The following is a 12,442-nucleotide window of genomic DNA, read 5'->3' as shown; positions in this document are numbered from 1 at the left end:
GTGATGCGCAGACAAGTTCAGCTGACGATTAGTGAATACTTTGGATTGGGAGGATAGGAAGAGCTAATACAAACAGTGGGTAAGAAAAAGGGGCATCGCCCTTTAGCATATGCCCCCTCTGTTTACGTTTGTATGAACCTTTACCTTTTTTCGGCCTTTCCACCCGCATCTTAAATAGTTCGCTGGTTACAATGGCTTTTAAGGCGTTATCTTTGATTTTTCCTCGCCCGCTATCGTGTTCGATATGTGGCACTTGCTTAGGTCGTTTTGCCATGACTCCTCCTGTTTCAGATCTCTTTGGCGGCGAAACTATAATCACCCAATGAGAATAAGTAAACCTCCTCTTTACTCTCTTTTAACTATTGGGTAATTAAGCTCTTTCCAGCGTGCTAACCCATGCTCCATAGCTACCGCATGTTGAAACCCCATCTCCTTTAATCTTGCTGTTGCTAAAATGGAGAGTTGACCAGATTCACAATAGACGACGATACGTTGCTCTGGATTAAACTCTAAGTCGTTAATGTTAATCTCTAATTGACCGCGGGGAATATGTATTGAGCCTTCAATATGTCCCTGTTCGAAGGCCTCGCGTTCACGTACATCTATGAGTAGCAAGGAGTTGTTATTACCACTTTTTGTGCTGAAAACCTGTTCTTGAGAGATAAAAGTGATTTGGTTACCTGCATCAATGAGTAGTTGAGTGAGTGTTTTTCCCCCATTGAGGTTTGTTCTTAGTGACTCTGTCAGATGGTTAGGCATTTTAAGGTTTAAGGTCTTCATCTGATTGATAAATGCCTGCCGTTCAGATTTTTGAAGCCTAGGGTTATTTTCCAGCTCCTCTTTGATACTGCTGTGGCTTCTTTCTGAGTAAATATGAGCTGGGAATACTTTTAAATCTGGGTCAAGTTTTAGCAATCGCTCAAATAGGCTTGTGTACAGTTGCTCAGGATTGCCCGTTGGCAGGTCTGTTCTTCCCGTTCCACCAATCAATAGCGTGTCGCCAGTAAATACACGGTCTTCAATTGTGACGCAGATAGAATCAGATGTATGTCCAGGTGTGTGTATAACTTCAAACCTCAGTTTACCTAGTACAATAATTTCCCCATCATCGACTCTAATATCAACAAAGGGAGCTGGGCTATTACGGTGCATAATAACAGGTATATTCAGCTTCTCTGAGAGTGGCTTACTGGCTGAGAAATGATCGGCATGAGTGTGGGTATCGAGCAGGTAATGTATGACTAACCCATGGTGGCTTGCCAACCCTAAATAGTGCTCTATTTGACTTATTTCTGGATCGATAATCATTGCCGAACAGGTTTCACTGCAGCCAATAAGGTAGGACTGACACCCTTGCTGTGTCCTGATCTGCTGAAATATTATCGACATGGCTTCTCTCTTTTTCAAGGGAACGTTTTAACAATAAATATAGTTGGGCTTTAAGGTTTCCAAGCTAATATTCAGCTTTATTTTGGAGCCTTTTACTATTTTCCTTACTTTTTATAATGATTTACTTCAAATAAATATATTAACTAATTGTTTATTTTTTTTGGTTTTTTGTTATAAATATAGTCGATTCCACTAAAGGATTGCCGGGATTGATACTAGGGAAACCTCTTTTTATGCCTTTTAAAGGGTTAAATAATGCTCAATCTTAAAATAAAACAAAAAATGACCTTAGGCTTATTAATTCCATTAGCCCTTTTAACCTGTATTAGCATGCTTGCTGTCAATATGATGGGGAAGATTGAGGATGGCGTTGTCAGCATCTATTACGACAGAGTTGTTCCTCTTGAGGAGCTAAAAATAATTGGTGATGATTATGCTGTGTATGTTATCGACGCGATAAATAAAGCTAATGCTGGGGCTTTTACAGCAGAGGAGGCTAGTGACGCTTTAGAAAAGGCAAATAAGCGTATTAAAGAAAAGTGGCAGGCATTTATGTCAACCAAACATACCCAGGAGGAGGCTCGATTAAGCCGAGAGGCTGATGAACTGTTTTCTGCTGCCGATATTGCCATTGCAGAGTTATTACAAAAACTAAACCGCTCTCAGGGCAAGGTAGTTGGGGAGTTGAATGATGATATCTTGCCTCTTTATGATGTGATAGATCCAGTAAGTAGTAAGATTGCAGAGTTAGTTACTTTGCAATTAAGAGTCGCAGAAGAGGAGAAAAATAAAGTCAGTGATATTCACTCTTCATCTGTCACCCTGTTTATTATTCTGACAATTATCGCTGTTATCGCCAGTATTCTTATCGGTCTTTGGGTAAACAGGGCCGTGATGTTACCCATAAATGATATCGTCAGTAAGTTGAGTACGATTCAGAAAGAGTCTGATCTGACGGTTACCTTCAACACATTTAATGATGATGAACTGGGGCAGATCTCCTCTAACCTAACTTTAGTGATTAATCATCTGCGTGGCATTTTAGACTCCATCTATCAGGCTTCAAATACTGTGGGGGATTCAACGGTTAAATTAAGTGAGTTTACCCGTAGAACCAGTGAGCGCATGTATGATCAGCAGTCGGAGACAGAGCAGACTGCAACTGCCATGAATCAGATGGTTGCAACGGTTAATGAGGTTGCGCAAAACACCACTGCAGCGGCAGACTCAGCTAAAGATGCCGACACCAATGCAGCAAATGGTAATGAGATTGTTCAGCAGTCAATCACCAGCATGATGATGCTTTCTGAACAGATAGCGCAAACGGCTAGCGTTATCACTAAGCTCTCCGATGAGAGTCAAAGTATTGGAAGTGTCTTAGATGTGATTAAGGGAATAGCAGAGCAGACTAACCTGTTGGCACTGAATGCGGCGATTGAGGCTGCGAGGGCGGGAGAACAGGGAAGAGGGTTTGCAGTTGTTGCCGATGAGGTGAGAACCTTAGCCCAAAGGACTCAGGAGTCTACTCAAGAGATTGAAACCATGATTGAACGTCTGCAAAAAGGGGTTCAGGAAGCGGTAGCTTCTATGGAGGTTGGGATTAAGCAAGTTGATGATGCAAATAATAAGACCAATATGGCTGGCCAAGCACTTAAGGATATCGTGTTGTCGGTGGATAATATCAGCCATATGAATACTCAAATTGCAACGGCAGCCGAGGAGCAAAGTAGTGTGGCGGAGAGTATTAATCAAAGTATTATCACCATCAGTGATATTGCTATGGAGTCCACCCAGGCCTCTCATGAACTGTCGACTTCAGTCGAGGAGCTGACCACTTTGTCTGAGGATATGCGCTCTCAAGTTGGTCAGTTTAAGTTATAGAGTCTAGATAAGCGCTCGCCCTCATCGTTTATTATGGTGGGGGGAGCGTAAATATCTCACAATTTAATTCGCGCCAAACACCTCTTTTTCAGCCTGCTTTATAATCTTTTCAAGTTCGCCATTTGACTTCATCTGTTTGATGACACTATCAACTTCATTAACTAATAGTGAGTGATCTTGATGGACATAGTGATAGAGGCTGAGTTCATCTAGTGGCTCACTTAGGCTTATGATATCGGTATAACCTCGCGCCTTAATTGCCAAAAGGCCATCTATCGTGTTCGTGAGTGCGACTTGGACACGACCCAACTCGAGCAGATCCATCATGGCTACTGTAGAATCAACATCGTGAACGAATGGCATCCCTTGGGTAATGTTATTGGTGTGTTTGACTCCGCGAACTTTAACGAGCTTATAGTGCTTAAGATCTTCCTTTTGGTTGATCACAACACCGCTGCTTTTTTTATAAAAGGCCATGGTTTGCAGTGAATAGTATGGAGTAGGGACACGTAAAGTATTTGGGTGTTCTATGCCATAGGAGAAGATACGCATAATCTCGCCATCTTTTTCTCCTAAAGAGACGGTTGTCGATGCTCTTTTCCCCGGGAGAGGGGTAATGGTGATGCTATGACCTAGTTTTTTGTAAAATTGTGGTAATACTTTTCGTCCAACTTCCTGCTCTATTAAGTTCTCAATTGAGACGAAGTGATACTCTTTGGCAAGGCCATCCCATGTAGAAAGTATTAATAGTATTGATAAAATGAGTCTCCCTTTCATTTCAAATCCCCATCGTAGTGATTAGCGTATGGCTGTTGTGTGCTCTCTCTCCTCTCTTTAGTTAACCTACCCTATTAAGACCTACGTTGACGATATTTCTCTTTATTTTTTCGACCTATTTTATAGAGAAGTCCACGTATTGCTCGGCGAAAGCGAGGAGAAAGATAGCCTAAGGTGGCAAGCTTACCGCTGAACCAGGGCATAGCAATTTCGGCATCTTGATTCTGTGAAAGTTTGATGACCGCATCTGCAACTTGTTCTGGCGTACTCATAGGTTGTGAGTAGACGATATCCTCAACTTCATCTATCTCATCCATAATAAAGCTGGTATCGATAGGCCCTGGAGATACTACAGCCACATTAATAGAACTCTCTTTAAGCTCTTCGTGGAGGGCATAAGTGAAGGCGCGTAATCCAGATTTAGTGCTGCTATAGGTTGCAGCGCCTTGAAGTGGTGCTCGCCCCGCTAATGAACCTACCATGACGATTGCGTTACCGTTACTTGCTGTTGGAGTGGGCATATGGGGTAGCACAAGAGAGGTTAAATAGAGAGGAGATTTAAGGTTTAGATCGACCATGGCGGCTATCTGCTCAGGAGTTCGCTCACTAAAAGCGCCTCTATGATGTAAGCCTGCGTTATTGACTAATACGTTAATTTGGCCAAATTTGGTTAGGGTTTTCTCAACTAGTGCCTGACATGCCTGTAGATCGGCAATATCTGCAGTTAAGGTTAATATTTGGGCATTGGGGTATTGGACTAAATCACTCTCTAGGGCTTGTAATCCAGCTAAGCCTCTTGCGACAAGCACAAGTCTAACACCAGCTGGGTAGGCTTTAGCAAACCCATGAGCACAGGCGGCACCTACACCTTTAGATGCCCCTGTAATGAGTATCGTCGGGAGAGGTTCTACTGTTTTCTCTGTGTGAAGCTTATGACTCATCTATCTGCCTTAAATTTTGGTTAGCCTTTGGCCACTATAACGTTTTTTCACTAGAGTTGGGTATTACAGGCCTCGAATTGGGTTTGGCAAAGTCGCAAAAAAGCGTCAGCTTGTGGTGATAGGTGACGCTCTATGGAGCGGAAGATCCCTATCTCTCGTTCAATAAAAGGCTTTTTTAATGGCACCCAGACTAAATTGTTATTTTCTATAGGGAAAGCTAGTTTAGGAAGCGTGGTAACACCAACACCTAATTCGAGTACTGAAAACAGTGAAGTGATATTTTCAACATCGTAGTTTGCTTGTTCGGCTAATACTGCCGCTGGCGTGGTGGCAAGCAACCGACAGGTACCATTTTTGATAAAAGGAAATGGAATAATATCGGTCCAATCGACCCCTTGATGCTTGCTGGCAAGTGGATGTTCTTTTTGGCAAACAAGGCCTAGAGGATCGGTAAACAGAGGCGAAAACTCAATTCGATGATCGCTAGCATGGAGGCAGTTTCCCAGTGCTAGATCAACCTCTCCGGCGAGCAATCTTTTTTCAATGCCTACCGCATTATCATCAATTAGCGATACTTGAACTTCTGGGTGGTTACTGCAAAAAGCCGCCAACACCTTTGGCAAGAGCTTGGCAGCAACAGAGGGGACGGAGGCAATTTTTAAACGGCCAAACTCCCCTTTAGCAGCGGCTCTGAGGTCACTGTCCAATGATTGATATAGGTTTAAAAACTGATTAACCATAGGCAAACAGACCTCGCCATAGGGGGTAAGTTGCGCCTTATGACCCGTATCAAACAGGGCTTGGCCCAGTATCTTCTCTAACTCTTTCACTGAGGTGGACAGAGCGGCTTGAGATCGATTTGCCGTATCTGATGCCGCTCTAAATCCCCCCTTTTCCGCCACGAGAGAGAAATACTTTAACTGCTGCAATTTAATATCCATAACGCCTTCTTTGCCTTTATTTTTCTAATTAGTGTTGCTGAAATGGTCGGTATTAGTGATAAAAAAAACTTATCAATCGTAAAAAATAAAGCGTTCGATTGATGACTTATTCTTGCGCATACTTTAGCCATTACGCAATAACAATTGTCAATAAAGGTTAAGTATGAGCTCAAAGTTAATTAAACAAGCCGTGAAAACAGAGCTATTTGCATCTAAGGCTCCACTAGAGTGGGCGGTGGTTAATAACGGCACTCTCTATACGGCTCAGATCCCTATCAACGCATCCGGTGAGGTGGTTGCTGGTGGCATCAATGCCCAGTCAAAACAGGTGATGGATAACTTAATGCATACCTTAGAGGCGGCCGGTGTTAACTCCGACGCGGTATTGCAAGTGCTTATCTATGTTACTGATCGCAGTTATTTAGCCGAATTTAATCAGGTATACAGTCAATATTTTACCGCGCCTTTTCCCAATAGAGCGGCAATGGTTATTGCTGGATTGGCAAGAGAGGAGATGTTGGTCGAGCTCGTCGTTTATGCGGCAGTGAATTAATCAATCACCTAAAAATTAAATTAAAACAATGGGATTTCATATGACATTTTCTGCAGAAAAATCACTCTATATTAACGGCGAGTGGCACACAGGTATTGCGACAAAAGCCAATATCAACCCCTCAGATATCTCTGAAAGCTTAGGTGAGTTCTCACAGGCCAGTAAGCAGCAAGTTATTGATGCAATTGAGGCGGCAAGAGGCGCGCAACCTCAATGGGAACATACATCACTAGAGAAAAAACAGAGTGTTCTGCAAGCCATTGGCGATGAGTTGATTGCCCGTTGTGATGAACTAGGAAAGCTACTCGCCAGCGAAGAGGGCAAGCCCTTTGCAGAGGGAAGAGGAGAGATCTATCGCGCCGGACAGTTTTTCCACTATTTTGCCGCCGAAGTGTTAAGGCAGATGGGCGACCTTGCTCAATCTGTGCGTCCAGGTGTCTCTGTTGAGGTCACGCGTGAAGCCTTAGGTGTGGTCGCAGTGATCTCTCCTTGGAACTTCCCAACGGCGACAGCGGCTTGGAAAATCGCCCCAGCACTGGCATTTGGTAATAGTGTTATCTGGAAACCTGCAAACCTAACGCCAGCAAGTGCCGTGGCTCTGACTGAGATCATCCACAGACAAGGCTTGCCAGCGGGGACGTTTAATTTAGTGTTAGGCAGTGGTGCTGAGGTGGGCAATACCTTGATCCACTCCCCAGATATCGATGGAGTTAGTTTTACTGGCTCAGTTGAAACAGGCCGTAAAGTGGCAACAGCGACAGCGGCTAACTTTGTGCGTTGCCAACTTGAGATGGGGAGTAAGAATGCACTTGTTATTGCCGACGACGCGGATATCGATATTGCCGTTGAGGCCACCATTATGGGGTCATTCTCAGGTGCTGGCCAAAAGTGCACTGCCTCTTCGAGGTTGGTGGTCTTTGATAGCGTCCATGATGCTTATGTCGACGCCCTGATAAAACGGATGTCAGGACTCAAGGTTGGTCATGCACTAACTGAAGGCGTGTTTATGGGGCCTGTTGTTGATAAAAATCAGTTGGATGCCAATTTTGATTGGCTGGAAAAGGCCAAGGCGGAAGGAGCATCAGTAGGATTTGGCGGTGAAAAGCTGACCCTAGATCATGATGGTTACTATATGTCGCCAACCCTATTACTAGAGACTGATAACAGCTGGTCAGTGAATCAGGAGGAGGTGTTTGCGCCTATGGCTGGGATCATCAAGGTGCAAGATCTAGATGAAGCGATTGCTACGGTTAACGATACGCGATTTGGCTTAACTGGTGGGATCATTACTCAAAGCCTGCGTAATAGTGCAGTGTTTAAACAGCAGGCCCAGACAGGCTGTGTGATGGTGAACTTACCGACAGCGGGTACCGATTACCATGTGCCTTTTGGTGGCCGTAAAGAGTCAAGTTTCGGTCCAAGAGAGCAGGGGCAATACGCCAAAGAGTTCTATACCGTGATCAAAACCACTTATCAGCGTCCCTACTAAGGAGATTCTATGTATCAGGATCAAATTATTATCGACGGCCTGCAGTACTGCAACTGGACCCGAGATTATTTTATCACCTTGAGAGAGAGCGGGATCACCGCAGTCCATGTGACCTTGGCCTACCATGAGGATGCTCGTCAGACCTTGACACAATTTGGGCAATGGAACCGTTTATTTGAGCAAAATAACGACCTGATTATGCCAGTAAATGGCGTGGAAGACATTGCGAGCGCGAAAGCATCTGGCCGTGTGGGGATCTTATTTGGCGCGCAAAACTGCTCACCCATAGATGATGAGATTGACCTGATTGAGGTGATGCGTAAGCAGGGCTTACTGATTATGCAGCTGACCTATAACAATCAAAGCCTACTGGCGACAGGGTGTTATGAAAGTGTCGACTCAGGTGTGACCCGCTTTGGTAAGCAGGTCATTAAAGAGATGAACCGAGTCGGCATGATCATCGATATGTCCCATAGCGCTGAACGCTCAACATTGGAGACGATTGAGCTCTCAGAGCGCCCTATCTGTATCAGCCACGCCAATCCAACTTTTGCCCATGATGCACTGCGTAATAAATCCAACGAGGTGTTAACGGCATTGGGAGACTCTGGAGGGTTATTGGGATTTAGTTTGTACCCATTCCATCTGCCAAATGGAAGCCAATGTCAGCTAAACGATTTTTGCGAGATGGTGGCTAAAACCGCTGATTTAATTGGGGTTGATCGTTTGGCCATTGGTAGCGATCTGTGTCTGAACCAGCCTCAGTCGGTGCTGGAGTGGATGCGAAATGGACGCTGGTCTAAGTCAATGGATTATGGCGAGGGCTCTTCCTCAAACTCAGGTTGGCCAGCGGCTTTACCTTGGTTTGATGCTCAAAACGGGATGAAAAATATCTATAACGGCTTACTCGAACATGGTTTTAACCAAGAGGAAACCAACCAAATTATTGGGGGGAATTGGTTTAATTTCTTGGAGTTAAGTTTAAAAAAATAACAAAACCGAATGATGTCAACATCACTCATATTATTTAAGAGCGTGTGGTTATTAGTTCCTCTAATTAGCAAAAGAAAAGATAGGAGCTGATATGTGCAAAAAAAAGCAGTTAAATGCTGGGGGACACTCAATGTCTAATATAACCGATAGCACAATGATGACGGATAAACCTGGATCCGTTTTAGAGAAATTAGGAGTCGATAATCCAGCTTTTTGGATGAGCGGTGGTTTTATCAGTCTGTTCGTTATCTTAGCTCTTTTTGATAACCAACTTCTGTCAGAGATAGTTAACGCTGGTTTCGCCTGGTCAGTGAACTATTTTGGTCCATTTTGGCAAATTTTGATGTTACTGGCCTTTGTGATTGCCATCGCTTTGGCCTCAGCAAAAACGGGTAATGTTCGTTTAGGTAATCTGGATAAACCGGAAATTGACGGCTTCAAATGGATGGCGATCATTCTATGTACCCTGTTGGCCGGTGGTGGCGTATTTTGGGCCGCAGCTGAGCCTATTGCACATTTCGTGTCTCCACCACCACTTTATGGTGCTCAAGAGGATAAGATGCAGGGGGCATTTAATGCCTTATCTCAATCTTTTATGCACTGGGGATTTTTAGCCTGGGCGATTTTAGGTAGCTTAACTTCCATTGTCTTGATGCACCTCCATTACGATAAGGGCTTACCACTGCAGCCTAGAACCTTGCTTTACCCCATCTTAGGTGAGCGGGCATTGAAAGGCGCGACAGGCGCTTTGATTGATGCATGTTGTATCATTGCTGTGGCTGCTGGAACGATTGGCCCCATTGGATTTTTAGGCTTGCAGCTTAGTTTCGCGTTAAATGCTCTTTTTGGTATTCCCGATGGCTTTACTACACAGCTTATTATCGTGATGTTAGCTATCGTTATCTATACCATCTCAGCCTTGAGTGGGGTAAACCGAGGGATCCAGATCCTTAGCCGTTATAACGTCATTTTAGCGGTTGGTTTGATTATCTATATCCTACTATTTGGTCCAACAAATTTTATCGTTAATAGCTACCTGCAAGGGGTTGGGACTATGATCGATAACTTTATCCCTATGGCGACCTATCGAGGTGACGAGGGCTGGTTAAGCTGGTGGACAGTATTCTTCTGGGGCTGGTTTATTGGCTACGGTCCTATGATGGCGATCTTTCTTGCCAAGATATCTCGAGGTTACACCATTAGAAAGGTCGTTTTCTCAATCTGTATTATCGCACCGCTGATCACCTGCTTCTGGTTTACTGTGGTAGGTGGCTCTGGGCTGGCGTTTGAGATAGCCAATCCAGGTTCTGTCAGTAAGGCATTTGAAGGGTTTAATCTACCCGGTGCTTTATTAGCGGTCACTAATCAACTACCTTTCCCTATGGTGATCTCGATTCTATTCTTAATTCTGACCACCATTTTTATTGTCACAACCGGTGATTCAATGACCTACACCATTAGTGTTGTGATCAGTGGTTCAACAGAACCAAACGCTGTGATTAGGATTTTTTGGGGAATTATGATGGGGATCACCGCCATTATATTGATCTCATTAGGCTCTGGAGGGGTGACGGCATTGCAGTCCTTTATCGTTATTACCGCGGTTCCAGTGTCGCTGATCCTCTTACCTTCCTTATGGAATGGGCCACAGATCGCCATGAAGATGGCGAAGGCTCAAGGTCTATAAACCGATATGGTGCAGTGAGTTTACTGCACCGTTTCCAATGAAAAGGGGGAGTTATGTGTCGTGAGAGTGTAGAGGGAATGGTGTTGAATATGCCTGAAAGAGATGAGTTTCAATCAGAGAGCTCCATGCGAGATCCTGCGATAGTGATGGATCCAATAAGATTAGGTGCGATGCACCAAACTCGTCTTAGCTTTGTAAGAGGTCTATTAAGGCGTATGTACCACAATAAGTGGCAACTCGATGTGGCTCAATGGCAGATCTGTTCTAAAGGTTTTGGTGTGGTGATATATAAGCTAACGACGCCGAATCAAGACTATCATCTGGTGATCTTTTCTAATGAGATTGATGATGAAGATCGCATTGATAGAGTTATCGCTGAAAAGTGGGATATCACTTTCGCCTTAGTCATTGGTGAGATAGATAAGAAGTTGCTGACACAACTGCAAAATAATGTGCCACTGCAGGAGGCGGGGCGAAACTCGACTCAAGTGATTGTACTGGCACGAGCCAATAAAAGTGTGCGCGTATTTGAGCACCTAGTCGATGCATTAGCGGCGGGTGAACAACCAGAGCGTGAGGTGCTGGCACAAGTTGGTTATATCTTAAGAACGACAGCTGTTTACGGGAACGGTAAGTTTGGTATTGCCGATTTTGAGATATTACAAGATAACCCAGATTTTAATCTCTCCTTTAGTGCGCAGATGTGCGCCGTCTATATTTTGAGGCAGTTTAGTCTCGATTGGGTTCACTATTTAGCGAAGCAGCAAGGGGGTGAACAGGCTGTGGAGCTTGATAAAGGTCTGCAACGCTACCTTGGTGTGGGAAATGCTACAGGTTTAGGCATGGCGCCCTATTTGATTAACCACCCTAGAGTTGTCGACCAATGGCTCTCTCAACGTGAGAAAGCGGTTGCAGTAGTCAGTGAGCAAGATATAGCCCAGGCTGATATCACCCTGCTGACTGAGTTACTTAACAGGGCGCGAACCCATCTGCAGCAGGTGGTCACCATAGATGAATATCAACAAAGGTTGAATCATCAAGCCGTGTTGGATCTCTTTGAGATAGTTAAGTTTATTGGTTATACAAAGCATCAAAACGTAACATGGCAAAGACAGATTGAATATAACCAGAGATTTAGCCTTGAATCTCAAGAGGTATTTTTAGCTTGCTTACTCGAGTGTTATCCGCAGCTTGTCGATCCATTAGAGCAGGATATGAATGCTGATGAGGTGTTGGCGATCCCGAGAGGAACCTCTATCCATCATATGCTTGAGGTGCTTAAGACACGTTATCGATGGGCTGTTGACATAGATTTCAGTCAAGAGGAGAACCAATATTGGTTCTGGTACCGCTCGGAAGATAAAGAGGAGCCCCGTTTAGGTGTCAGAGGGATTGAACCTGGCGATGATAAAGAGTTATCACTCGATATCGCCAGACAAGTTAATCAGCTTTATCGAGCCTTGATTGTTGAGCCTGATAACAGAAGCTTGGCCGAGTTTCTGTTGGCATCGCCTCAGTATGCAAGTATTGCGCGAAGAGTCTGGTCTCTTGGTCATTGTCATATGGGCGACATTCAGATGAATGTGTTGGCCAAACAGGCTCTCCCTATGAATCTGTTACGTAGTAAGTTAGCGGTATTTGGCGCGACTAAGTTTGATCCTAGATCCGACCGTTGGGTGAGGGTGACACTCTTTCAAGGAGCACCATTAATGGATGAGCTTCATCCAGATGAGTGGTTATTTCCAGTCCTTCCCGAAATATCAAAACGTAATTAAGTACTGTGGAGCAAGA

The 12,442-nt window shown here is 44.3% G+C and carries 11 protein-coding genes; 6 read left to right on the top strand and 5 right to left on the bottom strand.

Annotated features, from left to right (window positions below):
• Window positions 1–28: 28 nt before the first annotated feature.
• Together K0625_RS05345 and K0625_RS05340 are read right to left on the bottom strand one after the other, a co-directional pair.
• On the bottom strand, window positions 29–274 hold the full coding sequence (locus tag K0625_RS05345; RefSeq protein WP_220108727.1) for a ribosome alternative rescue factor ArfA: 246 nt from the start codon (window positions 272–274) through the stop codon (window positions 29–31).
• A gap of 71 nt (window positions 275–345) precedes the next feature.
• A complete protein-coding gene (locus K0625_RS05340; RefSeq protein WP_220108726.1) occupies window positions 346–1,389 on the bottom strand; it encodes an MBL fold metallo-hydrolase in 1,044 nt (347 codons plus the stop codon).
• Between the two features lie 255 nt (window positions 1,390–1,644).
• Between K0625_RS05340 and K0625_RS05335 the strand changes: the two genes are divergently transcribed.
• The gene (locus K0625_RS05335; RefSeq protein WP_220108725.1) at window positions 1,645–3,270 is read left to right on the top strand and encodes a methyl-accepting chemotaxis protein; all 1,626 of its coding nucleotides are present in this window, start codon (window positions 1,645–1,647) and stop codon (window positions 3,268–3,270) included.
• A 63-nt stretch (window positions 3,271–3,333) separates the two neighbouring features.
• Here K0625_RS05335 and K0625_RS05330 read toward each other — a convergent pair whose 3' ends face one another.
• The 3 genes from K0625_RS05330 to K0625_RS05320 all read right to left on the bottom strand — a co-directional run bounded on the left by K0625_RS05330 (window position 3,334) and on the right by K0625_RS05320 (window position 5,929).
• Window positions 3,334–4,047, bottom strand: a complete 714-nt coding sequence (locus tag K0625_RS05330; protein ID WP_220108724.1) for a substrate-binding periplasmic protein — start codon at window positions 4,045–4,047, stop codon at window positions 3,334–3,336.
• Window positions 4,048–4,121: 74 nt separating this feature from the next.
• Window positions 4,122–4,988 carry an SDR family NAD(P)-dependent oxidoreductase gene (locus K0625_RS05325; protein WP_220108723.1) on the bottom strand — a complete coding sequence of 289 codons (867 nt, stop codon included), beginning with the start codon at window positions 4,986–4,988 and terminating at the stop codon, window positions 4,122–4,124.
• Window positions 4,989–5,038: 50 nt separating this feature from the next.
• Entirely contained in the window at window positions 5,039–5,929 is an 891-nt protein-coding gene (locus tag K0625_RS05320; RefSeq protein WP_220108722.1) for a LysR family transcriptional regulator, read from the bottom strand.
• 163 nt (window positions 5,930–6,092) lie between these two features.
• Between K0625_RS05320 and K0625_RS05315 the strand changes: the two genes are divergently transcribed.
• From K0625_RS05315 to K0625_RS05295, 5 genes are all read left to right on the top strand, one after another.
• Entirely contained in the window at window positions 6,093–6,482 is a 390-nt protein-coding gene (locus K0625_RS05315; protein WP_220108721.1) for a RidA family protein, read from the top strand.
• Between the two features lie 40 nt (window positions 6,483–6,522).
• On the top strand, window positions 6,523–7,971 hold the full coding sequence (locus tag K0625_RS05310; protein WP_220108720.1) for an aldehyde dehydrogenase family protein: 1,449 nt from the start codon (window positions 6,523–6,525) through the stop codon (window positions 7,969–7,971).
• A gap of 9 nt (window positions 7,972–7,980) precedes the next feature.
• Entirely contained in the window at window positions 7,981–8,964 is a 984-nt protein-coding gene (locus K0625_RS05305; protein ID WP_220108719.1) for a membrane dipeptidase, read from the top strand.
• Window positions 8,965–9,094: 130 nt separating this feature from the next.
• Window positions 9,095–10,651: a BCCT family transporter gene (locus tag K0625_RS05300; protein WP_220108718.1), complete on the top strand. Its 1,557-nt coding sequence runs from the start codon at window positions 9,095–9,097 to the stop codon at window positions 10,649–10,651.
• Window positions 10,652–10,704: 53 nt separating this feature from the next.
• The gene (locus tag K0625_RS05295; protein ID WP_232846942.1) at window positions 10,705–12,426 is read left to right on the top strand and encodes a hypothetical protein; all 1,722 of its coding nucleotides are present in this window, start codon (window positions 10,705–10,707) and stop codon (window positions 12,424–12,426) included.
• Window positions 12,427–12,442 lie beyond the last annotated feature (16 nt).

Origin of the sequence: Shewanella nanhaiensis (genome assembly GCF_019457885.1) — a bacterium.
Classification (GTDB): Bacteria; Pseudomonadota; Gammaproteobacteria; order Enterobacterales; family Shewanellaceae; genus Shewanella; species Shewanella nanhaiensis.
The sequence above is the reverse complement of the archived record's forward strand: the minus strand, read 5'-3'. Positions and strand labels throughout refer to the sequence as shown.